21 protein-coding genes are annotated in these 25,204 nt (G+C 40.8%); 8 read left to right on the forward strand and 13 right to left on the reverse strand.

Annotated elements, in window-relative coordinates:
- Positions 1-8: 8 nt before the first annotated feature.
- Positions 9-578 carry a peptide deformylase gene (def, locus tag PQO05_RS26460; RefSeq protein ID WP_273630530.1) on the forward strand — a complete coding sequence of 190 codons (570 nt, stop codon included), beginning with the start codon at positions 9-11 and terminating at the stop codon, positions 576-578.
- On the opposite strand, the gene PQO05_RS26465 is transcribed toward def, so the two are convergent.
- The 3 genes from PQO05_RS26465 to PQO05_RS26475 all read right to left on the reverse strand — a co-directional run bounded on the left by PQO05_RS26465 (position 575) and on the right by PQO05_RS26475 (position 2,747).
- The gene (locus PQO05_RS26465; RefSeq protein WP_273630531.1) at positions 575-1,246 is read right to left on the reverse strand and encodes a peptidase associated/transthyretin-like domain-containing protein; all 672 of its coding nucleotides are present in this window, start codon (positions 1,244-1,246) and stop codon (positions 575-577) included. The genes def and PQO05_RS26465 overlap by 4 nt on opposite strands.
- 115 nt (positions 1,247-1,361) lie before the next feature.
- Positions 1,362-1,640, reverse strand: a complete 279-nt coding sequence (locus PQO05_RS26470; protein WP_273630532.1) for a NifU family protein — start codon at positions 1,638-1,640, stop codon at positions 1,362-1,364.
- A 30-nt stretch (positions 1,641-1,670) separates the two neighbouring features.
- Positions 1,671-2,747 carry an Mrp/NBP35 family ATP-binding protein gene (locus PQO05_RS26475; protein WP_420490385.1) on the reverse strand — a complete coding sequence of 359 codons (1,077 nt, stop codon included), beginning with the start codon at positions 2,745-2,747 and terminating at the stop codon, positions 1,671-1,673.
- 127 nt (positions 2,748-2,874) lie between these two features.
- On the opposite strand from PQO05_RS26475, the gene PQO05_RS26480 reads away from it, so the two are divergent.
- Together PQO05_RS26480 and PQO05_RS26485 are read left to right on the forward strand one after the other, a co-directional pair.
- Positions 2,875-5,067 (forward strand): biosynthetic peptidoglycan transglycosylase, encoded by a 2,193-nt coding sequence (locus PQO05_RS26480; RefSeq protein WP_273630533.1) that lies wholly within the window; start codon positions 2,875-2,877, stop codon positions 5,065-5,067.
- Positions 5,068-5,138: 71 nt separating this feature from the next.
- Positions 5,139-5,768, forward strand: coding sequence for a nitroreductase family protein (locus PQO05_RS26485; RefSeq protein WP_273630534.1), 630 nt, complete (start codon positions 5,139-5,141; stop codon positions 5,766-5,768).
- 78 nt (positions 5,769-5,846) lie between these two features.
- Here PQO05_RS26485 and PQO05_RS26490 read toward each other — a convergent pair whose 3' ends face one another.
- From PQO05_RS26490 to PQO05_RS26500, 3 genes are all read right to left on the reverse strand, one after another.
- Positions 5,847-6,854 (reverse strand): LacI family DNA-binding transcriptional regulator, encoded by a 1,008-nt coding sequence (locus PQO05_RS26490; RefSeq protein WP_273630535.1) that lies wholly within the window; start codon positions 6,852-6,854, stop codon positions 5,847-5,849.
- A 179-nt stretch (positions 6,855-7,033) separates the two neighbouring features.
- Positions 7,034-7,366 (reverse strand): hypothetical protein, encoded by a 333-nt coding sequence (locus PQO05_RS26495; RefSeq protein WP_273630536.1) that lies wholly within the window; start codon positions 7,364-7,366, stop codon positions 7,034-7,036.
- A gap of 652 nt (positions 7,367-8,018) precedes the next feature.
- Positions 8,019-10,022, reverse strand: coding sequence for an ATP-binding protein (locus PQO05_RS26500; RefSeq protein ID WP_273630537.1), 2,004 nt, complete (start codon positions 10,020-10,022; stop codon positions 8,019-8,021).
- 471 nt (positions 10,023-10,493) lie between these two features.
- Between PQO05_RS26500 and PQO05_RS26505 the strand changes: the two genes are divergently transcribed.
- The 4 genes from PQO05_RS26505 to PQO05_RS26520 all read left to right on the forward strand — a co-directional run bounded on the left by PQO05_RS26505 (position 10,494) and on the right by PQO05_RS26520 (position 16,452).
- Positions 10,494-11,696: a helix-turn-helix domain-containing protein gene (locus PQO05_RS26505; RefSeq protein WP_273630538.1), complete on the forward strand. Its 1,203-nt coding sequence runs from the start codon at positions 10,494-10,496 to the stop codon at positions 11,694-11,696.
- A 140-nt stretch (positions 11,697-11,836) separates the two neighbouring features.
- Complete coding sequence (locus PQO05_RS26510; RefSeq protein ID WP_273630539.1) at positions 11,837-13,255, forward strand: DUF1254 domain-containing protein; 1,419 nt, start codon at positions 11,837-11,839, stop codon at positions 13,253-13,255.
- 59 nt (positions 13,256-13,314) lie between these two features.
- Complete coding sequence (locus PQO05_RS26515; RefSeq protein WP_273630540.1) at positions 13,315-14,808, forward strand: DUF1254 domain-containing protein; 1,494 nt, start codon at positions 13,315-13,317, stop codon at positions 14,806-14,808.
- Positions 14,809-14,847: 39 nt separating this feature from the next.
- A complete protein-coding gene (locus PQO05_RS26520; RefSeq protein ID WP_273630541.1) occupies positions 14,848-16,452 on the forward strand; it encodes a DUF1254 domain-containing protein in 1,605 nt (534 codons plus the stop codon).
- An 858-nt stretch (positions 16,453-17,310) separates the two neighbouring features.
- Here the strand turns inward: PQO05_RS26520 and PQO05_RS26525 are convergent.
- The 6 genes from PQO05_RS26525 to PQO05_RS26550 all read right to left on the reverse strand — a co-directional run bounded on the left by PQO05_RS26525 (position 17,311) and on the right by PQO05_RS26550 (position 23,897).
- The gene (locus tag PQO05_RS26525; protein ID WP_273630542.1) at positions 17,311-18,771 is read right to left on the reverse strand and encodes a DUF1254 domain-containing protein; all 1,461 of its coding nucleotides are present in this window, start codon (positions 18,769-18,771) and stop codon (positions 17,311-17,313) included.
- A 112-nt stretch (positions 18,772-18,883) separates the two neighbouring features.
- Positions 18,884-20,380 carry a DUF1254 domain-containing protein gene (locus tag PQO05_RS26530; RefSeq protein ID WP_273630543.1) on the reverse strand — a complete coding sequence of 499 codons (1,497 nt, stop codon included), beginning with the start codon at positions 20,378-20,380 and terminating at the stop codon, positions 18,884-18,886.
- A 726-nt stretch (positions 20,381-21,106) separates the two neighbouring features.
- Positions 21,107-21,355 carry a hypothetical protein gene (locus tag PQO05_RS26535; protein WP_273630544.1) on the reverse strand — a complete coding sequence of 83 codons (249 nt, stop codon included), beginning with the start codon at positions 21,353-21,355 and terminating at the stop codon, positions 21,107-21,109.
- The gene (locus tag PQO05_RS26540; RefSeq protein WP_273630545.1) at positions 21,345-22,817 is read right to left on the reverse strand and encodes a hypothetical protein; all 1,473 of its coding nucleotides are present in this window, start codon (positions 22,815-22,817) and stop codon (positions 21,345-21,347) included. Before PQO05_RS26540 ends, PQO05_RS26535 begins: the two co-directional genes overlap by 11 nt.
- Positions 22,718-23,629, reverse strand: a complete 912-nt coding sequence (locus PQO05_RS26545; protein WP_273630546.1) for a HEPN domain-containing protein — start codon at positions 23,627-23,629, stop codon at positions 22,718-22,720. Before PQO05_RS26545 ends, PQO05_RS26540 begins: the two co-directional genes overlap by 100 nt.
- 7 nt (positions 23,630-23,636) lie before the next feature.
- Positions 23,637-23,897 (reverse strand): hypothetical protein, encoded by a 261-nt coding sequence (locus PQO05_RS26550; RefSeq protein ID WP_273630547.1) that lies wholly within the window; start codon positions 23,895-23,897, stop codon positions 23,637-23,639.
- Between the two features lie 126 nt (positions 23,898-24,023).
- Here PQO05_RS26550 and PQO05_RS26555 point away from each other — a divergent pair, with 126 nt between their 5' ends.
- Complete coding sequence (locus tag PQO05_RS26555) at positions 24,024-24,422, forward strand: helix-turn-helix domain-containing protein (RefSeq protein ID WP_273630548.1); 399 nt, start codon at positions 24,024-24,026, stop codon at positions 24,420-24,422.
- Between the two features lie 148 nt (positions 24,423-24,570).
- Here PQO05_RS26555 and PQO05_RS26560 read toward each other — a convergent pair whose 3' ends face one another.
- Complete coding sequence (locus tag PQO05_RS26560) at positions 24,571-25,197, reverse strand: hypothetical protein (protein WP_273630549.1); 627 nt, start codon at positions 25,195-25,197, stop codon at positions 24,571-24,573.
- Between the last annotated feature and the right edge of the window lie 7 nt (positions 25,198-25,204).

The raw sequence follows: 25,204 nt of genomic DNA on the forward strand, positions 1-25,204 counted from the left end.
TTGTAGTTATGAAACTTCCTATAGTAGCGTATGGTGACCCGGTTTTGAAGAAAAAGGCCTTAGATATCGAGAAAGACGATGCAGACCTTAAGAAACTGGTTGATGATATGTTTGAAACCATGTATGCAGCCCGTGGCGTTGGTTTGGCCGCCCCACAAGTAGGCATATTAAAACGCCTTTTTGTAATTGATGCTTCACCTTTTGACGATGATGAGCCAGAATTGGCTGATTTTAAAAAGGTATTTATTAATGCACAGATTTTAGAAGAAACGGGTGAAGAATGGCCATTTAACGAAGGCTGTTTAAGTATCCCTGATATTCGTGAGGATGTTTACCGCAAGGGAACTATTCGCATGAGCTATTATGACGAGAACTGGCAACTGCACGAAGAAACCTTTAAAGGTTTAGCTGCACGCGTTATCCAACACGAATATGACCATATAGAAGGTAAGCTGTTTACTGATAAGCTAAGCCCGCTCCGCAAACGCCTGATCGAAAAACGATTGAACGATATTTCGAAAGGGATGGTAAAAGTGGATTATAAAATGAAATTCCCGGCGGTTAAAAAAGGCCGTTAATTGTTGCTTGGGGCTGTGGTTGTGTGACTAAGGCCCCTTGAAAAATCTCCGTCAGAAATTTGCTTAATCAGCGTTCCCCATGCAATTGGGTTTAACAGAGGGTTAGGCGTAAGCGAGTGCTCATTCATTAACCTCATGTGCATATCCTGGTAGCTGGCCATTTGTATTTCCTGCGCATCGCGCGGTAAGCTGTTTAAATCGATACCGTATATTGCTTTGTAAAGATTCTTTTTGGCAATTTCCAAGTCATCATCTGCAATTTTCATGGTAATGAAATCTTTCCTGAACTCATCTGTTGTAGCCCACGGAAACACACGCACAACCGGCAGATTAATTGTCTGCGGTTTTAATTGTACTTCTAAAACAAAGCTTTTTTTACCGCCAGCCGGTATTACAATGGTTTGTGGCAAATAACCAACGCTGGTAAATTTCAGGGTATCCAGCTCATGTACTACAAAAGAGAAATAACCCTGATAGTTAGACATATTGAGTTGGTTATGAAACGAAAGGTTAGTAATGTTTACATAAGGCACAATTACCTTGTTGCTATCGGCATTGTGTATTACACCTGTAAACTGCACCAATGGCTGCTCTTTTTGTTGTTCCTGAGCCCAGGCGGCAAAGCCGGTGAACAATAAAAAAAATAATATGCCTGCTAAACGCTTCATTAATTGTTAATCAATCCCTGTTTTAAAATACTAATTAATAGGGTAAATAGTTTTTATAGAACGCAAAAATACAGCGTTGCATATCATGCAGCTGTATTTTAACATAACTTAACACTTATCGCAAATTTTCTGGCAATACGGCGTTAGGGTCGTCAATATCCGTTAGGTTAATGGCTTCTATGGCGGTAATTTCGGGCACAGCTCTTTTAATAGCCTGCTCAATACCGGCTTTCAAAGTCATGATGCTCATTGGGCAAGAGCCGCATGAACCCAATAACTTTAACTTTACAACATTATCGGCAGTGATCTCTTCCACAGAAACATTCCCCCCATCGGCCTCTAAATATGGACGAATGGTATCCAACGCTGCCTCTACCTGATCTACTAAACTCATTTATACTTAATTATATAGTAAAGGTATTAATTAATTTGTTTTATTTGAAATGCCTGCATTGCAAATAGCCACCTGCTGTGCTACCCGCTCTGCTATATTTAAGAACGCAGCAGTCATTGGGTTGTTATCCTGCAATACAACCGGCTGTCCGGCATCACCACTTTCGCTAATACTGCGTACCAATGGTATTTCGCCCAAAAACGGCGCTTCAATTTGCTCGGCCAATTTTTGTCCGCCGCCTTGCCCGAATATGTAATATTTATTCTCAGGCAATTCAGCAGGTGTAAAGTACGACATGTTTTCGATAACCCCTAATACCGGTACATTAATAGCATCCATCATAAACATACCTATCCCCTTGCGCGCATCTGCTAAAGCTACGTTTTGCGGTGTTGTTACAATAACAGCGCCCGTAACCGGGAAGCTTTGGGTAACTGTAATGTGGATATCGCCGGTACCTGGTGGCAGGTCGACAACTAAATAATCAAGCTCGCCCCAGTCGGCATCATTGAATAATTGCTTAACTGCGGTTGAAACCATTGGCCCGCGCCATGGCACTGGCTGATTAGGGTCTGTAAAGAAACCTATAGACAATAGTTTAATACCATATTTTTCAATCGGCTCAATACGTGTTTTACCATTAACCTGGCTGGCCATTGGGCGTGCACCCTCCAGGCCAAACATAATAGGTACAGATGGGCCGTAAATATCAGCATCGATTAAACCAACCTTTGCTCCTTTTTGTGCAAGGCCTAATGCCAGGTTAGCAGCAACTGTTGATTTACCAACGCCACCTTTGCCAGAGGCAACGGCAATAATATTTTTCACACCCGGGACACCGGTATTTTTTTGCGTGGTAACCTGCGAGGTCATATTGATACTTACCTCAATATCTTTGCTGATGAAGTGGCTGATGGCGTTTCGGCAGGCATTCTCAATTAGTCCTTTTAGCGGGCAGGCCGGTGTGGTTAATATTACAGAGAAGCTTAGTTTATTGCCATCTATCTTAATATCCTGGATCATGTTTAGCGTTACCAGGTCTTTTTTAAGATCGGGTTCTTCTACATTGCCGAGGGCTTGAAGTACTTGTTCTGAAGTTATGATCATTATTTTTTTTCGAATCAACGCAAATTTATAAAAACAGGCGGAGCTTGGGTTTGTTAGGAAATAAACTTTACTGAAAACCGTTTTGCACGGAGTAAGATTTAGTTTTATGTTTGGTTAAATTTCACAAATGCATCGCCTCAATCCAAAATATATCCGTATTGCCGTTATTGTTCTTGTTTCACTGCTAATAATTTTACTTATTGGTGGCGCAGTAGCCTACTCCAAACGTGAGGCATTATTGCAAAAAGTGATTAGCAAAGCTAAAGCAAAAGCCCAGAGAGATTATAATTTAGATGTAAAAATAGGTTCGGCCCATTTTAACGGATTGGCTACCGTTGCATTTACAGATATTACCGTGGTTCCGTTTCAACGCGATAGCCTGTTAAAAATCAATTCATTTGAGGTAAGTGTTAAGTTATTGCCGTTGATTTTTGGCGATGTTAAGCTTTCTGATGTAAACCTACAGAATGGTTATTTAAACCTCACCAGCAAAAACGGCGTTCGCAATTTCGATTTTCTATTCAAAAAGAAAAAAGATTCCACGGCAACCAAATCAAAGGTTGATATGTCTGAACTGGCCAATAACCTGGTGAACGATGTTTTATACAAAATCCCGGATAACCTCAATCTTAAAAACTTCGCCATTACATTTGCTGATGATAGCAACACGGTTAAAGTAGTAACCCCAACAGCCGTAATTAAAAATGGTAACCTTAAATCAACCATCAATATTAACAACGGCGAATCTGTATGGCACTTTGATGGTAAAATGCACCCATCCGACAAAAACATCGATATTAAACTTTATGCTGATGGCAAGAAAGTAGAATTACCGCTGATTGAAAAAAAATTCAAGCTTAAGTTCAATTTTGATACACTGACCACCAAACTGATTAAGGTTGAACATAGCAGTGGCGAAACCAAAATCTACGCTTATTCTTCAGTTCGCAATATGCTCATCAACCACGCGGCACTATCATCGAATGATATTGTGGTACCACAAGCCAGTATGGATGCTAATTTATTTGTGGGCGAAAACTATGTATCGGTTGATAGCTCATCTGTGATCCGCATTAAAGATATTGTGGCTAACCCTTACATCAAATACACGCTGAGGCCGAATAAAATTTATGAGCTGAAGGTGCATACCGGCTGGATTGATGCCCAAAATATTTGGAACTCTTTCCCACAAGGAATGTTTGAATCACTTGAAGGAATGAAGGTTTCGGGCAAGCTGAATTACAACCTTAACTTTTACCTCGATGCCATCAAGCCCGATGATTTGATCTTTGATTCGCGACTGGACAAGCAAAACTTCAAAATACTGGGCTATGGCAAAACTGATTTCGATAAACTAAACCACGAGTTTGTTTATACACCGTACGAAAAAGGTCAGCCTATGCCCTCGCGCACAATTGGCCCATCAAACCCTAATTATACGCCATTAGAAGATATCTCTCCTGATCTGCGCAATGCAGTAATGACTGCCGAGGATCCTTCTTTTTACCGTAACCATGGTTTTGTGGAAGAGTCGATCCGTAAATCAATCGCTACCGATTTTAAGGAGAAGAAATTTAAACGCGGTGGTAGTACCATCTCTATGCAGCTGGTTAAAAACGCTTTTTTGAGTCGTCAGAAAACGCTATCCCGCAAAATAGAAGAAACGCTAATTGTGTGGACCATTGAGAATACCGGCATCATGACCAAGAACCGAATGCTGGAGGTTTACTTCAATATCATCGAGTGGGGTAAAAATGTGTATGGTATTGGTGAAGCATCGCACTACTACTTTAATAAAAGCCCTTCGGCACTTACTTTGGGCGAGAGCATTTATCTGGCCAGTATTGTACCGAATCCTAAAAAGGGATTGTATGCATTTTTATCAGATGGTTCGCTTAACCCGCGTTTGCATGGCTACTTTAACCTCATAGGCCGCTTAATGGCTAAGAATGGGTTGACAAATGCCGATACCAGTGCTTATGGTTTTTATACCGTTAGACTGAAAGAAAGCCTGCGCCCAGCCCCTACTGTTGATAATAACCCGGCAGTTGTTGACAGCCTGATGAAGCAACCGAGTGACGATGACCAGACCGGTGTTGCACCTGTGCCTGTTGAACCAGACCCAGAACCTGAGAAAAAGCCAGGATTCTTCAAGCGTTTATTTGGTGGCGGTAAAAAAGATACGGTTAAAACCACTGAGAAAGCCGAACCTGTAGACACCGCTGCATTGAATAAAAAACGCCTGAAAGACGAAAAGAAAGAGCAAAAGCGACTGGAAAAAGAACGACGCAAATTACTTAAAGAACAGGGTTTATTATAGATTGACTTTAGGCTGACGAATTTAAATGTTTAAACATCTATTTTTGTTGAAATATTTAAAAGAGAAAAATCATGTCATTAATTGAAAAACTTAGCTGGCGTTACGCTACTAAAAAATTCGACGCAAATAAAAAAATCGCTGCTGATACTTTAGAGCAATTGCTTGCAACTGTTCGTTTAGCTCCATCATCTTTGGGTTTACATCACTATAAAGTTATTGTGGTTGAGAACCCCGAAGTTCGCGAAAAACTGAAAGCTGCTGCTTACGGTCAATCTCAAATCACCGATGCATCGCAACTAATTGTTTTTGCTGCCGAAACCAACCTGGACGAGGCTTATGTAAAAAAATACGTAGATGAGATTGTACGTGTTAGACAAATTAGCCACGAGAGCCTTGAAGGTTATAAAGGCATGATGCTGGGTTCTGTAAACGGCCAAACAACCGAACAAAAAACTGCATGGGCACACAAACAAGCTTATATCGGTTTAGGTGTTTTAGTTTCTGCAGCCGCAGATCTTGACATTGATATTTGCCCGATGGAAGGCTTTAGCGCGCCACAATTTGATGAAATATTAGGCTTAACAGAAAAAGGCTTAACCGCATCTGTTATTGCAACTATAGGTTACCGTTCTGCTGATGATGTTACTGCAACTTTCGCTAAAGTGCGTAAACCAGCCGAAGAGTTATTCATCCACGTATAATCGTTTTATAACGTTACCTTAAGAGTATAAAATGCTCTTAACAGAAAAGGCGCTCGATTGAGCGCCTTTCTGTTAATATTATTCGGATGATTTCCGGATAAAGAGCTTTGATTTTAATACATGGTGTTTCTTCGGCATATCAACATCCTTGTTTTCTAAGGCTTCGAAAAACAATGTGGCCGCCTTTACTCCCATCTCAAAAGCCGGCTGTGTAATGGTCGATAATGCCGGACTCAATAATGGCGCAATCCCCAAACTCGAGAAGCTGATCAGCTTTAAATCATTCGGTATAGAAACACCAAGTGTATTACATACATGATAGGTTGCAAAAGCTAAACGTTCTACAGAGCAAAAAATGCCGTCGGGTTTAATATCTTGTAATACTTTGGTTAGTATTTTGGCATTTACCTTTTCATCATTACTGCAATCAATAACCAATTCATCATTAAACGGTACCTTATGTTTAGCCAGGGCATCAACATAGCCCTGCATACGGGTTTTACCGATGGAGATGCTTTTATTTACTACCAGGTAGGCAATTTTACGGCAACCTGTTTGCAATAGCTGCTCTGTGGCTGCAAAGCTACTGTCATAGTCATTGGTGGTAACTTTAGGTGCGTCTATATCTTCATACACCCTATCGAAAAATACTACGGGGATGTTTTTCTGGCGTAGGTTGTTTAAATACTTATGATCATTCCCCTCGCCCGATACCGACATGATGATACCATCAGCCTTGCCATTATTAAGGTAGTTTACAAAGGATACTTCCTTCTCAAAAATATCGTCGGTGCGGTAAAGTAAAATGTAGAACCCGTGTTTACGGGCAACTTCCTCGATCCCATTTATGGCCTGGGCGAAGAAATCATTGGCAATTTCGGGTACAATTACAGCAAGTGTGTTGGTTTTTTTATCCCGAAGGTTACTGGCGTAGTGATTGGGTAAAAAACTGTGCTCGCGTGCCAGGGCCAGTATACGGTCTCTGGTGTCTTTATTAATATCTGTACTTCCGTTAAAAGCCCTTGAAATGGTAGAGGTAGATAAATTCAATTCTTTTGCCAGTATCTTTATATTGATTTTATCCATTTATCCGCTCGTTTGCCTTAAAAACCTATGCCCTTATTTATATGAATTGCACGCCAAATTTATATAAACATTTAGAAAAACGCTTACTTAAATGATTGTAAATTAAAGCTTCATCGTAATTTTTACACAAAGCCTCCCGGTGTTATCTAAGGCTTATTTCAACCGGGTTTAAATAATAATTATTCAAGGCTGTTAACAATGGTATGCACAATACCTTCTAAATACACTGGCTTTTTATTTTTGGCATCAAGCGGCACAATAATAATTGTTGACCATGTTGATAACGCCTTAAGGGGCAGGTCTTCTGTTATCTCCAGCACAAACCACTGTTCCTTGCCATCCCAGGTGAGCCGTAAAGCTTCTGCATTATTAGACCAGATCATATAACGGCTGTGAAACAACTGGTCGTCGTGCTGCTCGTGTATGGGTTGGTACCCTTGCCTGGTGAGCTTTTCATTAACGGTATTTTTTATTTGCTGATAGGTTTGTATAATAATTTCAACTGGTTCCATATCGATGGTTTTATTGCTTATTAAATCAATGTTATGCAATAATCATTCCCATAAAAAAAACTAAAAAAAAGAAACCCCCGTGCACTCGCTGCTTGGGGGTTTCAACCTAAACCTTATCACAATAGCAAGCGCTGTGCACTTACTAACAGCAAACAACGTAAATTTTTTATTAACAGATGGCATCTGTTTATAATTTTTTTATAATCATTTTGTTCATTTAAATTATAGTATGTCTTTTTAAACCTATACGAAACATCCAAGGCGCGCATACACCTATTAGTTGTGTCGTGTAACCGTTTTTTTAAGTAGAAGAAGCCAATGGCATAAAATAAATTAGACTATTCTTTTATAAACTATTGTTATTGTTCGACTTTACTTTTTTTCATTATAACAAAAGCTGAGGCCTGTTAAAGTTACTTTTAAGCAGATATTGAACTTATATTTCCGAGATTTGAAATTTTTTCCTGTGTTTTTTCGCAAAGTGCTTTACTTCAAGCTATAAAATGTTCTTAAAATCGCGACCGATTAATGGTTTGTTTTCATTGTTAAATGAAAACCCTATTAATTAATCTTATTTCCCAAATACAAGTTTTGGATCAATGAAGCAACTTTGATTTTGCTTTAAAGTTAATACAAAGTCTGAAAGGATTGACTAATTAGGCAATGGAAGCTGAAAGTAAAATGTTGAGCCAATACCCTCTTCGCTCTCTATCCAAAACCGGCCATTATGCCCCTTCAAAATTTCTGATGAGATGAAAAGCCCTAACCCCAGGCCTTCGAAACGCATTGCGGTGTTATCAACCCGATAATATCTATCAAACAAATGATCGAGATCTTTTTGAGCAATGCCGATACCGAAGTCCTGTACCGATACAATAACATTGTTATTTTCAATCTTACTATCAACAAATACCTTCTCGCCATTGGGAGAGTATTTTATGGCGTTTGTTAAGAAATTATTAAGCACCTGTTCCAGGCGGTAATGATCGCCTATATAGGTTATATCTATAGTGTTTTGCAATACAATTTGATGTTGATGCGAAATATGTTGTACGCTTTCAATGCTATCGGTTAGCATTCTTTTAAAACTAAATGGTTCCATAGAATAGTCCATTTTACCAGAATTAATTTTGGTAACATCGAGCAAATCGCCAATCAGCTTTTCTAATCGCAAAATATGGTCCGATGATTTCTTCACAAAACTTTCCAGCTTTTCGGCATCCTTCGTACGCAACATTAACTGGTTAAAGGCCTTAATGCTGGTAAGCGGTGTTTTTAACTCGTGACTGGCGATGGATAGGAATTCATCTTTTTTCTGCTCATTACTTTTTTGCAGATCAATGTTTGTATTGGTGCCCAGCCATAATTTAATTTGTCCATCTTCAATTAAAGGCAGGGCACGGGCCAAATGCCAGCGGTACATCCCGTCGCTAAATAGCAACCGAAACTCTATTACATATTCTTTCCCTGTTTGCAGAGCTTCTACCCAGGTATTTAGTGCCTTTGGCAAATCATCCGGGTGGATGTATTGCTGCCATCCATTGCCAACAATCTCTGTTGTGCTCCCTCCAAAATCATCGCGTACTACCTGGTTTACGTAATCTAATAGGCCTTCGGGCGTCGCTGTCCACACCTGTTGCGGTATAGCATTCAACATAAACCTGAAACGCTTTTCATTAGCCTCAACAGCCTTACGCGCTTTTACCTGCTCTGTAACTATGTTTGCAGCCAGCATAATACTGGTTGTTCGCCCCTCTACGTCTTTTAATGGGTGGTAAACGAAGTTAGAGTATACCTCTTCAATAATACCATTCTGTTCTAACAAAGCTTTTACTTCGTTTCCGTAAAACGCCACTCCGCTTGTAAACACATCATCCAGGATCTGTAAAAAATCTTGCCCCACCAATTCCGGAATCGCTAACTGCAATGGCTTGCCAATAACCTCGGCGGTTTTACCCCATGTTTCCAGTACCTTTTTATTGGCAGCTTCAATAATCAGCTCCCTCCCTGTAAATACAGCAATAGCAACAGGTGCATCTGCCAGCATGTAACGCAACCGGGCTTCGCTTTCGGTAAGTTCGCGGGTACGCGCAGCCACCCGGCTCTCGAGCTCGGCATTTAGTTTATTCAGACTATGCTGCGTTTGCTTAAGTTCTTCGTTAATGGCGCTTAGTTCTTCATTTGCGGCGGCCAGCTCTTCATTCAAAGCCTGTTCGCTTTCTAAAGCTTCTTCCTGTTCACGGGCTTTTGCTATTGCTTTTTGGCCAATTACACGCTCTGTTACATCGGCCGCGGTATGCATAATACAATAGGTTTCACCGGCATCGTTTTTTATAGCCCTGTATTCATAATCGTAGTAGGATGTTTGTAATTCTCCGTCTATTAATAATTCGGCTGCAATACCTTCTCCGGCATCAGTAACTCCCGTATTAAGTACATTTTTCAACATGCCGATAAAGGGCTGATCCTTCAATTCGGGCACCGCAACTTCTAATGGCAGGCCAATTATATTTCTGTCTTTACCCCAAAAAGCAATCATAGCATCATTAGCCGCTTCGATAATAATATCGTCGGTTGTGTATATAGCCGTGGCATTTTTTGACAGGGCCAGTACATCGAGTAACTGGTTAGTATTTAACCGTTGTTGTTTGCTCATTAAAATATGGGGATGAAGAGACGGAGGTTTAAAATAGTGTTTTTTATTTAACAAGGTTATTGGTGATATGTTCGCAATTGGGGGTAATTGGAAACCTTATTAACCGAAAAGAGCATAATCAATCGGTTTAAACCTTTTAATTATGCTCTTTGTCGGGATGGCAGGATGATGATCCGGCGATTTATATCTATGATATTCAATATGTTATATCGAAGACAAACAGAAACGGGCACCTAATAGGGCACATTTAATGTGCTTTGATTCAGTGCCTTTTGTAGTCTGCTTATCCGTATAAGTGATAGTCAATGAACTTGTTATACAAATATAGTGAATGTTTTTTAAAACTTATCAATGATTACTAAAACCTAATTGCTTAATATTACTATCGCCTTCAACAATTATTCCCAACAGTTGTAAATCATTAATGTAAATTTATTTTGGAAACAGTAAATTTATTGCAGGTGGGGAATTATGACTTTAAGCTTATTACCTTATATTTTAGTAACTATTGGTCTGTTAGGCCTGTTGTCATCAGTACTTTTAGTTGCTAAGTGCAAGTTTTTTGCCCCGAACATATATTTGGGTGTTTGCATTTTAAGCCTATCCTTATGTACCTTTTGCAATTCTTTTTTTTTAACGTCCAATCTTCAGCACGTTCCTGCAATTTTTATTATTGGAAAGTCTTTTATTTACCTGGTTGCTCCTTGCGCGTACTTGTATATTAAAAATGCTTTAGCGCTCGAATACAACCGTCGGAAATTTGATTTTTTGCACTTCCTGCCGCCTTTTTTTATTTTAATCCTGCTATGTAATGAAAGTCTGCTTAATCCACAAGAATTTCGAAAAGCTATTACAGCAGGTTCAATAAACGGGTTTGTAAGTACTCCATATGCCGGTAGTTATTTTTATTTGTCCTTTGCCAAATCGTTAATATGGCTTTTTTACTGTGTTCTGCAAAGCATGGAGATCATTAAGTTTGAAAAAAGAGAAGGTTTGTCACCAGTTCGTTATAACGTCAAGTTGATAAACTGGATAAAGCTTTTCAATATTTCACTGATAGGTTTATTTTCAGCTGTTTTTGTAATTATAGTGGCTAATTTTACTTTTATCAGTAAAGATTTCACGGCTGATTTATGCTTTTCCGGAACATTGTTGATTTTGTTATTCTTCCTGTCAGTTAATCCCTATATTCTTTATAGTATCGATTTCGCTAAACTTCAGCAGAGGAGCGTACTACCGTTATTAATAAACGATGGTTTACAGAACAAAAAATTCATTCCTTCCACTGCTAAGACAAAGCTAAAGCCTGAATTAGTCAGTGATTATCTAGCTCGGCTTGAGAAAGTAATGGCAGATGAAAGGCCTTTCCTAAATAAAAAGATAACCGTAGCCGAACTCTCAGCACGTATCGGAATTCCCAAACACCACCTTACTTATCTGATTAGCCAAGAAATGGATCTTTATTTCCCTGATTATATTAATATGCAACGCGTGAAATATTTTAAAGAGAACTGTAATAATACGCGTTGGCCAGTTTTAACACTGGAAGCTATTGGCCAGGAGATAGGTTTTAATTCAAGAACTACATTTTTCCGTGCTTTTATAAAACTTAATGGTATTTCTCCTTCCGAATATCTTCACAACCGGAAAATGCCAAGGGCTCGTGACAACTAATATATTCAGTACGGCAACACCTTCTAAATCCTGTTCCATTTTTCAAGATGCAACCAACCTTGAGGTGATTTTACCGTCCGTGATAAGTAGTGCTGCTATTTTTGATTAAGATTAATGTCTGATCATCTTCAAATTTAGCCATGAAAAAATTACTCCTCTTTTTATTATCAGCCTTGCTGCTCACGGCCTGGGCGCAGAAGGGAACGTCTAATAATAATATCGCTAATAGACGTCTAGCCCTAACTCCTCCAGTCAGCATAAGTCCCGATTCCGCAAAGGCTATTGCCAGGGACGCATGGATTTACGCATTCCCTTTATTTAACAATTATCGCAGCATGTACTTATATGCGCTTGATAAAAAATACCCCGATTATGCGGGAGGATTTAACAAATTCAAACATTACGCAAAAAGCTTTACAGCTGCTGATACGGCAGTAATCACGCCCAATAATGATACGCCTTACTCCTGGGGTATACTTAATTTGTCTGACGAACCCGTGATTCTCGAAGTACCGGACGTTCCTAACCGATATTATAGTTTCCAGTTTATCGATCTCTACACCTTTAATTTCGCCTACGTAGGCAGCAGAACTACAGGTAGTAAGGCAGGAAAGTACCTGATAGCCGGCCCAAACTGGGCAGGAACCAAGCCGGCAGGCGTTAATAGTGTAATCAGATCAGAAACCAATTTGGTTACGCTGCTGGGCCGCACCGAATTGAAAATGGCAAAGGGTGATATTGAAAATGTAAAGAAACTACAAGACGGTTATAAACTTGTGCCACTACATGTATATACTCATCAGCCAGCTCCGTCACATAAGGTATATGCTTTGCCATTTCCTGGTATTAATCAGGCTGCCTGGGGTAACGCTTCCTTCATTGGCCAACTGAATAACCTGCTGCAATATGCTTCCCGCAATCCTACCGAAAAGTCAATGATGGCGAGATTCGGTGAAATAGGTATTGCGCCAGGCAAAAAGTTTGACAGCAACGCTTATAAACCAGAAGTGCTTGCAGCTATCACGGCTGGTGCACGCGCGGGAGCTAAAGAGTTAAAAGATGGAACCGATAAACTAACCAACGCAACTGATTTATTCGGCACGCGCCAAATGCTCAATGGGAATTATCTGAAACGGGCGTTAGGAGCAGCAGCAGGTCTGTTTGGCAATACCAAAGATGAGGCGATCTATATTGGCACAAGGACTGACAAGAGCGGAGCTTTTTTAACGGGGAAAACAAACTATGTGATCCGCTTTCCAAAGGGGCAGACACCTCCCGATAAATATTTTTGGAGCATTACTTTGTATGAGCTGCCCAGCCGTTTTCTGGTAAACAATCCCATCAACAGGTATTCTATTGGCGACCGGACCACCGGATTAAAAACTGACGCTAACGGCGATTTGAGCATATATATTCAACATGATCCGCCTAATGGAAAGACATCTAACTGGCTGCCTTCGCCCAAAGGAGCCTTCTATTACCTGATTCGAATTTACGGTCCGGACAAATCTATACTTGATGGCACCTGGAAAGCGCCGCAGCCTGAAACGGTACAATAGGTTTAAGTATTGCAGCGGTTCATTAGAAACACCATTTAATATATCTAACATCAGATACCATGAAAAAAGCATTGATATTTTCTGTAGCAATTCTCTTACTGATAGCTTGCGAACAGCGAAAAACAAATACAAGTGAGACTACTGATTCTACAACCACTACCCAAACCGACACTACTTTGCAAGCTATTGATCCTGCCAAAGTAACTATGGATGGTGAATTACCTTCAAAGGCAGCGGTTTCGGCGCTGTTCAATGAAATGGATTATCAGCAGGCTACCCAGTGCTACTTATGGGGTTTACCCATTGTAGCTTATGCGGAGTGGCAACACATACACAATGACGTGTTTGGTGCAAGTAGCAATGATTTGGTCATGTATAATTCATACGATGATAAACTGGGTATATTAACGGCTAATGCAACTACGCCTTATATTATAAACTTTATCGACCTGGCTAAAAACGGGCCAACCGTAATTGAAATGCCAGCCGGACACACGGCTGGCGGCTTAGGTGATTTCTGGCAAAGGGAGTTAGCCGCCATTGGCGAGCTAGGTGCAGATAAAGGCAAAGGAGGCAAATACATATTAACCCCTCCCGGTCGGAAGCCAATCACAGCGCCGGGATATTACAGCATTCCATCCAGTATGATGAATGTTTTCTTTGGTTTCCGTGCACTTGACCCAGACCCGGCGAAAGCAATGGCATTGATAAAGGGGGTTAAAATTTATCCTTATGCGGATCGTGCAAATCCCAAACCTACCAAACTGGTTAGCCCGGCGGGTAAAAAGTACTTGGCAATACAACCCGATGGCCTTGTTTACTGGCAACGCCTGTACGATATTTTAAACGAGGAGCCAGTTGAAGAACGCGATCGTTTTTTTATGTCATGGCTTAATAATCTGGGTATTATAAAGGGAAAACCTTTTAACCCGACTGAAAGACAAAAAAAGATATTGATAGCCGCTGCAACACGGGGAAAGCAAATGGCGATGGCCAATTCTTTTGATAAACGTCTGGATAGTATTTATCACTGGCAAGGCCGGAAATGGGATTACGTAATGGCTCTGACCAATTCTAATCAGCGCGCCGCCAATTATGACGAATTCTTTCGCAGAACATCCTATTTCTTTGAAGCGGTTACTTTCTCCAATGCTATGATCTCTAAAACGCCTAACCTGGGTCAGGCATATCTGGGGGCTTATGAAGATAAAGACGGTAACTGGTTAGAAGGAAATAATAGCTATACACTTCATATTCCCGCAAATCCTCCTGCGGTGAATTTTTGGTCGGTTACTATTTATGATGCCGCTACCCGCTGCATCATTGATAATAAACAACGCAATGCAGACCTGTCCTCACGTAAAGACCTGGTTAAAAACAGTGATGGCTCTATTGACCTGTACTTCGCACCTGAAGCACCTGCCGGAAAAGAAAAGAATTGGGTGCAAACCAACCCCGGTAAGCACTGGTTTGCCTACATGCGTTTCTACGGCCCAACAATAGCTTATTTTGACAAGAGCTGGAAGATGGATGACATCGTAAAAGTTAAATAAATACAGGAGGCAATCAGAATAACGTTCACAGAACGATTTGTGGCTTTACAAGTAAGTAAATCAAAAACATTTTTTTTAACAACAGATATGAAGATTTCTTTTGTAATAGCGGAAGGCCCAAGATGCCGCAATGCTTGCATTTTGTTCTTGTTGCTGGTTTTTTTTATAATACCAATCCGATCTACGGCTCAAAAAGCGACAGAAACCGAAGATCCGATCTCGGTACCGACAAAAACAGCTCCTGCACCACCACCGGCTACGGTGGAATCCAAATGGCTCGGCACTTTAAATTTTAAGGACGGGTACCCTACGGATGAAACGACACAGCGTTTATACGATGAATTGGATTTTCAAAGAGCTACCCAGGCATTTTTAAGAAATTTTCCGGCTTTAAGTATGTATGGTTTGCGCCTTGGGCTTAACCGCGATATCGGTGTAAAGGCTTCTTCTAAGTTTGCCATATTCAGTGCCACAGCCAAAAGCCTGATGCTGACACCTAACGCAGAAACGCTTTATGGCACGACCTTTTTATCACTCGATACCGATGGACCGACAGTTGCCGATGTTCCACCGGGTGTACTTGGCTTGGTTAATGATATGTGGATGCGTCCGGTGATTGACATTGGGCCAAGCGGCCCTGATCATGGAAAGGGTGGTAAATTCCTTTTTGTCCCGCCTGGTTATCAGGGGCAATTGCCTACAACAGGTTATTTTATCGTAAAGCTGCAAACCAATGGTTCCTGGTTCTTTCTTCGTGCTTTCCTTGATCCTTCAGGAAACAGTACTCTTGCCTATGCATTGTTAAAAAAGGTAAGGATTTATCCTTTGAATAAAAAAGGCTCTCCAACTGCTATGACCTTTATCGATGCCAATAATAAGCCATTTGATTCTACGCCTCCCAATGACATACGCGCATTTGAAATGCTTGCTGATTTGATTTCAAGGGAGCCCGAACAAGCTATAGACCCTGAGACGGCGGGAATATTACGCGCCATCGGTATTGAAAAGGGGAAGCCGTTTTCACCGGACAAACGGATGAGGGGAATTCTTGGAGATGCGGCACAAACAGCAAGTTTTATGGCACAAGCCATCAGCTATGCACCCAGAGAACCAGAGCGAGTCGCTAAAGGCTCTCACTGGATGGCGGGAATTGCAGGATATCCGGTTTTTAACGATGGACACCGGACACTGCTTGATGAAATGGTTTATATGACATGGTTTGCCACGGGGGCAGCAAAGGGGATGAGTGCACCTAAGCCTGGAACCGGATCGCAATACGCCTGGACCTATTATGATAAGGATGGCCAATGGCTTTTGGGAGAAAATAATTACAAGTTTCACATCCCGCCCAATCCACCAGCAAAAGATTTCTGGTCAATTATCGTTTATGATAACTGGACGCGTTCGATATTGGCCAATGGTCAAAAGATTGCAGGCAAAAACTCTTATGATAAAAATATCAAAGCTAATGCTGACGGCTCTATTGATATTTACTTTGGCCCTGATCCTCCTGCCAACGACGAAAGTAATTGGGTCCGTACCGTGCCCGGTAAGGGGTGGTTTGCAATGTTTCGTCTATATGGCCCTTTGGAGCCTTGGTTCAACCGGACATGGATTCCTGACGATATAAGACAAGAGAAATAGTTAATGAAAGTCATATTTAGGCGTTATGAAAGTAGCCTAATCATTATGACGCATTGAACCGCGAAACCATTTTACCACTTAGGCACCAAAAGCGCAAGGCGGATGAAATGTCAAGGCCGAAGTACCGCTAAAAACAAATTAAAATGCTTCGCTTGTATAGCCTTTACTTTTCATTCGCCGATCGGTAACTTTGCCGGACGCGGTGAAATGGGTTTTACTTAAAAGGTCGGAAGAGGAATGTTGTGAGGTACGAGCATCATTCCGGTGAGGCGGTGAGGCTGGCACCGTATGGTGCTTGCCGCAGACGCATGGCGACGATTTCCTTTTGAAAGGTATGCCCTGTTTTAATTATACTATTCTTCCGGCTTACCTATATTCAGGATAGTTCTGTTAAGATATTTGCAATAATCATGAACATCATTTGTAATGCAAACATCGCCTCGTAAAATAATAGCAAGAGGTAATTACAGGCCAATAGTATCTATCCAATTGTCCATAGTCATACCATGCAAGGCTATGCAAACCCACGTAGGCATGATGACAGAGCTTTTCATCTGGCATTCCGCAAATACGTCCCACATCTAATTCCAATAAGCCAACATGCAGAAACAGCATGTTTTAGAATCATCGGGCAAATTAACCTCAATGTATACTAAACCATTTTTAAAGCCTTTAAACTCCGTATGACACCCATATATGCCCGTCGCTGCCATGTATTAATAATTATCCAACAATAGTATGTACGCCCTTTTGGAATGTATTAGGAATCGTTACAGATATTTAATCATTCGTCACTGTATGATATAATTTACAATTTACCTTTAGTAACTTTCCGCTTTCTATATACTACTTTGTTTTTTACAGCTTGACAATATCCCCAAGTTTCCACGTTTTCTCAAACAAGGGTTTTTCAGGGCCATATAGGCGAAATAGAACTTCAAATTTTCCATCGGGGTTTGTAGGAATCCAGTTGGCTTCTTTTCCGGCGGGAGCCTTCGGTCCAAAATACACATCCACTGAACCATCATTATTTACCTGAACTGCTTTGTCGTTTGAGGCGCAACTTGCACGTGACAGGTTTTTAATTAATGCATGGGTCGCGCGGTCATATACAGTTGCAGACCAGTACTGTTTTGTCGGCACGTTTGCAGGCACGTGGAGGCGATAGGTTTCAGCCCCGCTTAGCGCGTTGCTTTCTTTATCTTTGCCCGATATCAGATAGATCTGTGCCGTACCCAAGCGCTTAATGCCAACGTATCCGAGAGCATACGTTAAGCCCCGCGCATCAACAGGATACATATCGGTTTCTATATATCCCGATGATCCGGCTTTAATAAGGTCCGGCATAGCTGGTATTGCCCAGTGCGCATCAGGATTGAGTCGGGGAAAACCGGCATCGTACATCACTTCTATGTAAGCAAGTGCCCCTTTTGCTGCCGCATTTAAAATATCCGTTGTTCTTGTATCAGGATTAAATGGTTTCCCTTTTTCTATTCCTATTGCTTTAAGCTGGTCAATCATTCCTTTATCACGTGTAAGCCAGGGCTGACCCTGAATGATCCGATTTAAAGATTGAAAAAATGTAGCGTCGTATTGGATTGTCGCATCATACAGCACCCCATTTGCATCAGTAAACTTGGTTTTGTCTTCTTGACCTGCTTTTGATAACGGATAAACTTTGAGCCTTTTCCCATAATTTCTTGCTTTGGTAATATCGGCATCGCTATGACTGAGCAGGTTGGAACGGAGTAACGCATAACCCTCATATGTATCTGCTGGAAGTACGATATAACCAACCGGGGCCTTTTGCTTGTAACCGGGGGGCAGAATCAGGTATTTACCACCTTTACCCTTATCGGCACCATAAGGCCCTGCGTCTTCCAGCGGCATCTGAAAAACGTTGTCGATGTTACCTGCAAATGATGATCCGCCGTCGGCAGGAGGTACATCAATCACTAAAGGCCCAACATTCTTCGTATTGAAGAATACCATAAAATAAATGGCATCCGGATTTGGTGTAAGTGTTTGGTTATGCCAGTCAACAGGGCGGGACCAATAAATGATTTCATTCTGTTTACCAGATGTTTTATTTAGCATTTCCTGAAGCATCAACTCGTAATTTACAGCAGGAAGTCCCCAAATGGCTGCCTCGATACCCCGTTGATAAATAAGTTGTTCTTTTATATCGGCTGGTTTGAATGTAGTCTTTGAAAGGTCTGATAGTTTATTTGTAGATGATTCATTGTTTTGTGCGTAACCCGCAGGCAATACCCCTATAAAAAACAGGGTCGCGACAAGGTTAAAAATTATTCTTTTCATGACTATAATTATTTCCTGGTACGTTAAAAACCTGAAAAATGCTGAAATGATGTTCCCTGTATATTGCTGGGACTAAAGCCGACTTAATTATTTATTGTAATTACAACGAATATTATTTTGCCAACACTACGGCTGGGGGGGTCCATAAACCTTTTATTACATCTTCTTTTGGCCAATAAGCCCGCAGATACAAAGTGAATACTCCCTTGGGGGAAGGAAGCCAGTTGGCGAACTTGTCTTCAGAAGGTTTTGTGGACTGGACATATATGGTAAGTGAGCCGTCTGAATTATATTTCAGATTTTTATTTTTGGTGCCTAACGAGTACCTGTTTAAGTTGTTAATCTCGAAGAAATGATGTTCATTGTACATTGTAAGCGACCAGAAGCCATTAACCGGAGGGGTTTGTCCTTTGATAAAAGTAACTGTGTAATTATTACTTCCAATAAGCCTGCTACCGTGTTCATCAAGGTCCTGATAAAAATAACTCGTCTCTTCGGGGATGTTCACCAAAATGTTAGATTTTGCCGTAGCTGTGCGGGTGAAATAATCTGTTCCCCATGCAGAGCCATTATTAATGGTGCTCCAATGATAAGGCAATTGCTTGCCAAAATTGCGGAACTGGAATAGAGGTGTAACAAGTAATTGATCGGCCTCAGTAGCACCCTGGATCATAGCAGCTTTGAGCTTCGGATCTTTTCTAGCCTGTGCTATTACGGCTAATACCTGCGCATAACGAGCTTGCTCACCGGGTAGCGCCGGAGCATCTGCAAAAACAGTAGGCAACTCATCAAAAAACTTATCTGGGAATACCCATCTTACCTCCGCGTTCCCTGCGGCAGCGCCAGCAACTTTAGGTACTTTGCTCCAATCTTTTGTTTTCATTTTACCATCAAATTCTGCCAACGGGTACATCATTATCGATTGAATCACGGGCTGAATAGCTTTCCTGTCTTCGGGCGTATCGTCCATAAATACGCGTGGCCCAACAATGCCCGTATTAGAAGAAGAACGAAAAACCTTAGTAATGCCTTTGGGCACATCACCTTTCCAATTTGGTCCCGCAAGTAAGTAAAAGCCGGGTTTAGTGTTGTGCATTTTACCAAGCGGAGCGAATCCATCTGTACGAAGATCTACTATTTGGTATACCCAAAAACGATTGCCAAAATCGGGCACCTGTATTACAACCGGCGACAAATCAAGGGCGAGCGCCCCGATGCCGTAAACTACATCCTGGTTCGGACACGCAATCGCACGTTCAGTGGGTATCACATAATCGGTCAACATGCCAAAACGATTAAGTGGTGCTTGGATAAGTGGCCCTGCCATGGCAAAGTCTTTTACATTTGTAAAGGCCAGCCTTCGATTATAAATATTTACCATAGGCCATGCCCAGAAGTAAGCATCACGACCTACCAGTTTTGCATATTCTTCCGTAATCTTAATGCTTGTATCTGGGCCGGTTATTTTAACACGTCCAGAATCTCTTGTGATGGATCCACTATCTGAATGTACAATAGTTGAATCTGTAATTTTACTTGTTGCAGATGGCTTTTGTCCACATGAGGCAAGCAGTAAAACTGGAAGGGTTAGGATCAGCCGTTTTTTCATAATAAATATTTCAGAGTTATTGCCTCCAAAATTAAATATGGCATAAGTTGTTAATCGCATATTCATAATGCATTATGGTTGCATTTTGAAATTTGAAACCGATAGAGTAACTGCGGTTAATAAAGTAATCATCTGAAAAAGACGTATGGTTGGCAGATGCTTCATTTCAATGCTCAAGAACAGAAGCGTAGTGTAGATGAAATGGTAAAATGAAGCGTCGTCTTCTAAGAATGTACTTTAAAACAACAAAAATGTGATCTTTAATCGCTTGTTTGCGAATAGCCATCATAGACTGCCCTTCCGCTCAGCTTGGTTTGACATCTGCAAATGTATTAGAGACTGACTATAGTTGACAAATGGGATGTGGTTTATTATTAAATAGCCATTGAACAGTTCGTCTCTTTTACCGCTTAGGCACCAAAAGCGCGAGCCGGATGAAATGTCAAGGCCGAAGCTCCGCTAAAAAACAAAACAAAGATGCTTCGCTTGTATAGCCTTGACTTTTCACCCGGCGGTCGGTAACTTTGCCTGTTGCGGTGAAATAGGGTTTTTTTTAAGAGGGGAGAAAAGGAATGATGTAAGGTGCGAACATCATTCCTGTGGGGCGGCGAGGCTGGCACCGTATGGTGCTTGCCGCAGACGCGAGGTGAGGTTTCCATTTGAAGAATACATTCTGTTTTAGATTTATCTATGAACACGGTTCACTTTCTTTTTAGAATAGTTCTGTTAAGGATATTGGCAATACTCATGAACATCATTTGTAAATGCAAGCATAGCCTCATACAACAATAACATTTCCGTTATTTCTTTAGGGCTGACATATTCCGCGGAATTATAAACCCAGCCTCTGTACAATTCCCAAATGGTCTTCTTTAGTTCCTCATGCGGGTAATTGGTAAATAAATGCCTCATGCCCAGTTGTAAATTGCGGATGTCATCAGGAGACAACTCTTTAAACTCTAAATCATTTTCCATCACTTTCTGGGTTAATTTCGTTAGCGATCATTTCAAAATCGTAGATCGTGGTTTTTTTTGATTTTGGGTTATAAAACAGCACCTCGTAACAAGAACTGAGTTTTTCCAGGAAAGTCAGATGAAATTCTGCAAAATGCTCCCGCAATACAGTCAATCTGTTATGGTTTCTTAGCATCCACATTAATAGTTCGTCATCCTGAAGTGAGTGTATGAGATAACATATATCTGTTAGTTCGTCGATGACAAACAAATGCGGCTTGGCGTTAAGTTCTAAAGTGTTGCCATTAACCGTAACAACCGCTCGTAACGAAAAATGATTCTGATTAAACTTTAGTAAGAAGCTTAGAACAGGTTTTTCCAAACCAAACCTGCAATTTTGCATGTTCGCTTTGCGCGGCTTATCCCGCATATACTTTATCCAGTGGGTATAGTAGCGGAAAGTAAATTTCTCATTCAAAAGCAAAGGAATGGCCTGCTCCCATAGGGTTATCATCGCTTGCTTGGCTTTAGATAAGGCTTGTTTTTTCCCCTCATCGGGCAGGTCGTCGAGGCCTTTTGCTATTTGGTATTGTTGAAGTCCTATTGTATTTAACTGCTGTTGGCCGGTGGTATAGTTGAGATGGATTATAGGTTTATCCTCCCTGCCAAACAGGATAAAGCTTGAAATTTCATTATTGTATTTGTTGGTTATCCCCAAACCAGGCACTAAAACGGCTAAATGTGAACTAGAGTAATTACCAAAGTTATAAGCTAAGCAATACGCGATGGCTTCCTTTTCTCCAACAACCACATTCTCTAACTTAGACGGCTTCTCAATAGCGGGCAGTTGACCACCATTAAACCCAATATTAGGCTTAAAGATATTTCCGTATTGTAGTTTGGGTTTAACGGTAATCCAATCGGGCTTAACTTCAAGGTTTAAAAACTTGTGCTTCACTTTTTCGTCTGAGGTGATTCCAGGCCAATAGTATCTATCCAATTGTAAATAGTCATACCAGGCCAGGCTATGTAAACCCATATAGGCATGATGACAAAGCTTTTCATCTGGCATCCCACAAGTACATGCTACATCCAATTCTATTAAGCCAACATGAAGAAACAGCATATTTTCAGAGTTATCAGGTAACTTAACCGCAACATGTACTAAATCATATTTAAAGCCTTTAAATTCCGTATGAATACCCATGTAAGCCTGCCTGCCTTTAGGCGGGGCAAAATGTTTGTCGAGCACTTCTCTTGTTAACTTTTGGTCAGGCCTTTCAAATGGTATCACATAATAAAAAGTATCAGGTGATAGGATCATACCTAATTTTTGCTTCTTTGCCATGATAATATGTTTAAGAAATGGTAGCTGTGGATTTATTAAGCAAACAGGGAGGCAGGCAATACCGGGATATAATCCTCGATATTTTTGCCTGCTTCCTCTGCCGCCTGCCGGTACTCTTTTAATCTTTTGTTGCAAAGTGCCTTAATCAAATCCAGGAACTCTTTGACATGTGTACACAACTTATCTGCATCCTCATCGACAATTTGGTACCCGTCTTTGTAACGGGTGTCGGAATAGCTTTTTAGCAGTATTTGAAAAAGGCGTTTATCCTCCGCCGTTCGTCTTGGAAACAAGAATTTTAGTTCATCAGAAAAACAGCTGCATAAATCAATCAAACGTGCAAGGTTGTGCATGTCAGAGCGGTAAGCCATAAATACCCTTATCACAGCAATACAAGCCTGCTCAACCGCTTGATGCAGCTCGAACATACAATTGCTATAGAAGCCATTGTCATAGCTTACATAAGCTGATTCCATAAAACCTGCTGCCATGCCGTAACGATGGTAGAAGTGTTTCTGCGCTTTGGAAAATGTCGTGGCGGGATTGAGGTTGGGATAATCTAAATTTAAATTTAATCCGCTTGCCGAGTACAGTTGGAATCCGTCTCGGCAAACGGCTGTAAAGAATCGGCTACCTTCTGCTATTGCATGTGTTACGGTTTCCAGCCCGTGAACAACGATGGTGATATTGGTCTTTTCCGTAAATGTATTTACATAATCCTGAACCTCATGTTCAATCCGGTTTATTTCCGTCGTAATCATCAGCAAGAAGTAATGAGTATGATTTTGCTTTATTTCTCCGGTGAAGCAACTGGTGTTTTCTTTTGCATCACTTAAGCAGCCGAAACAGATAATGTATTCTGCATTGTATTTTTGGATTAGTGCATTGATGATTTCTTCCAGCTCCTTATACCGTGAAGCTGGCAGGTATACGCTCTTTCTTTCCATGATACGCTTATTTAGTTTCGCTGTTCATTTGATCTAAGAGCTGTTTAACTTCTATTTCACTCTGAAGAATACGCTCTTTCAATTGTGCTATTAATGGGCTGTCATCATTGTTTAGATCATCGTTGACGATAATTTGCGAAAAATCTTCCGTCAGATCGGCATCTTCCATTTTTCCGTAACCCACATTCAATTCGCTGTTAATACCATTATTGTAATACCGATTATCATGAATGTGGTAAATATTGATGTTGTTGATAATTACTTTCATGTCGTTTTTTGATTTGCTGTATAATCAAATTTCGAACACGTATGCTGTGTATAAAACCCAATTCACGGGTATTTTACCCATAAAGCCGATATTTTTACCAAAAGGAAAAATCGTATATTTGAGTCTATGGAAACATCATCTAAAGCATCCAATACACATATCGGCAGAAAGATCAGCCGTATACGTGAACTTCGCGGAATCAAACAGGAGATTATGGCCTCTGAATTAGGCGTAAGTCAACAAACAGTATCACGCATTGAGCAAAGCGAGACTATTGAGGATGATGTGTTAGAAAAAGTGGCTGGGATATTAGGTGTATCTGCGGATGCTATAAAAAACTATAGTGATGAAGCCACCATAAATTTCATAGCGAATACTTATAACGACCATGCCGCATCTTATGGCCATTATTACAACTTTAGTCCGATTGAAAAGATTGTGACCTTATATGATGAAAAGGTTGCATTGTTAGAAAGGCTACTACAAGCTGAAAAGGAAAAAAACGAGTTGTTAAAAGGCAAATAACAGAAAGCCACTTTGAAAATATTAACTTCGCGTCAATCGGGCAATTCTATTGTCCAATTGTGATAAGGTTTAGGTTGAAGTCCCCAAGCAGGAAGTGTAAAGGGACTTTGTTTTTTCTTGACCTGAGATTTGATGAGTAACCTTTTCCTCATTTTTTGGCTCTGAGCTTTTTTAACCTCTTTTTAGCGTCCTTTGCCTCTTTATCCTTCTGCTTGGCTATTGCTTCGGCTTCCGCTTTTTCTAAGGCATCATTTTCAAACTTGATTGTGTTCTTCTTCATCGCTTCTGGGTTACGTGCATAAGTAGTATCTGCCCAATGCGTCCACTCCGGCGACATTTGACGTATCGAGCGAAACTTGATATCGTTCGCTTCCAGCCCGCTGTTTTCATTCCATAAATGAAGGCAGAAACCAAATAGTAAAGCTAAAAGCAAGAATACCGTAATAATAGCGAAGGTTACTCCCTTGGCCTTAATGTCAAGAGTGTGGCGTACGGGTATAGATTTGGGTAGCTCTTTTATGATTGCCTTTACATCGTTGTGTTGGTTTTGCAGTAGCTCGGCTACCATTTTCTGCTGCTCAACGACCTGTTGAATATCCGCAAGCGGCTTATCAAATTGCGGCAAAGCATCTTTGATTACTTTTTCCAACATTCCAAACTGCCTGCTGTAATCCGGCATTTGAATTTCCTGATTTTCTAACTTATCCATCCGGATGATTAAATCATCAAGAATTTCTTCTGATAAGGATCTATTGGGGTTGTTTTGTTTATCCATTTTGTTG

It is taken from the genome of Mucilaginibacter jinjuensis (assembly GCF_028596025.1).
GTDB classification, from domain to species: domain Bacteria; phylum Bacteroidota; class Bacteroidia; order Sphingobacteriales; family Sphingobacteriaceae; genus Mucilaginibacter; species Mucilaginibacter jinjuensis.

What these genes read in the sequence shown, in the direction of transcription:
- def (WP_273630530.1), top strand. Translation starts at nt 9, where the DNA reads ATGAAACTTCCTATAGTAGCGTATGGTGACCCGGTTTTGAAGAAAAAG.
- PQO05_RS26465 (WP_273630531.1), bottom strand. Translation starts at nt 1,246, where the DNA reads ATGAAGCGTTTAGCAGGCATATTATTTTTTTTATTGTTCACCGGCTTT.
- PQO05_RS26470 (WP_273630532.1), bottom strand. Translation starts at nt 1,640, where the DNA reads ATGAGTTTAGTAGATCAGGTAGAGGCAGCGTTGGATACCATTCGTCCA.
- PQO05_RS26475 (WP_420490385.1), bottom strand. Translation starts at nt 2,747, where the DNA reads ATGATCATAACTTCAGAACAAGTACTTCAAGCCCTCGGCAATGTAGAA.
- PQO05_RS26480 (WP_273630533.1), top strand. Translation starts at nt 2,875, where the DNA reads ATGCATCGCCTCAATCCAAAATATATCCGTATTGCCGTTATTGTTCTT.
- PQO05_RS26485 (WP_273630534.1), top strand. Translation starts at nt 5,139, where the DNA reads ATGTCATTAATTGAAAAACTTAGCTGGCGTTACGCTACTAAAAAATTC.
- PQO05_RS26490 (WP_273630535.1), bottom strand. Translation starts at nt 6,854, where the DNA reads ATGGATAAAATCAATATAAAGATACTGGCAAAAGAATTGAATTTATCT.
- PQO05_RS26495 (WP_273630536.1), bottom strand. Translation starts at nt 7,366, where the DNA reads ATGGAACCAGTTGAAATTATTATACAAACCTATCAGCAAATAAAAAAT.
- PQO05_RS26500 (WP_273630537.1), bottom strand. Translation starts at nt 10,022, where the DNA reads ATGAGCAAACAACAACGGTTAAATACTAACCAGTTACTCGATGTACTG.
- PQO05_RS26505 (WP_273630538.1), top strand. Translation starts at nt 10,494, where the DNA reads ATGACTTTAAGCTTATTACCTTATATTTTAGTAACTATTGGTCTGTTA.
- PQO05_RS26510 (WP_273630539.1), top strand. Translation starts at nt 11,837, where the DNA reads ATGAAAAAATTACTCCTCTTTTTATTATCAGCCTTGCTGCTCACGGCC.
- PQO05_RS26515 (WP_273630540.1), top strand. Translation starts at nt 13,315, where the DNA reads ATGAAAAAAGCATTGATATTTTCTGTAGCAATTCTCTTACTGATAGCT.
- PQO05_RS26525 (WP_273630542.1), bottom strand. Translation starts at nt 18,771, where the DNA reads ATGAAAAGAATAATTTTTAACCTTGTCGCGACCCTGTTTTTTATAGGG.
- PQO05_RS26530 (WP_273630543.1), bottom strand. Translation starts at nt 20,380, where the DNA reads ATGAAAAAACGGCTGATCCTAACCCTTCCAGTTTTACTGCTTGCCTCA.
- PQO05_RS26535 (WP_273630544.1), bottom strand. Translation starts at nt 21,355, where the DNA reads ATGGAAAATGATTTAGAGTTTAAAGAGTTGTCTCCTGATGACATCCGC.
- PQO05_RS26545 (WP_273630546.1), bottom strand. Translation starts at nt 23,629, where the DNA reads ATGGAAAGAAAGAGCGTATACCTGCCAGCTTCACGGTATAAGGAGCTG.
- PQO05_RS26550 (WP_273630547.1), bottom strand. Translation starts at nt 23,897, where the DNA reads ATGAAAGTAATTATCAACAACATCAATATTTACCACATTCATGATAAT.
- PQO05_RS26555 (WP_273630548.1), top strand. Translation starts at nt 24,024, where the DNA reads ATGGAAACATCATCTAAAGCATCCAATACACATATCGGCAGAAAGATC.
- PQO05_RS26560 (WP_273630549.1), bottom strand. Translation starts at nt 25,197, where the DNA reads ATGGATAAACAAAACAACCCCAATAGATCCTTATCAGAAGAAATTCTT.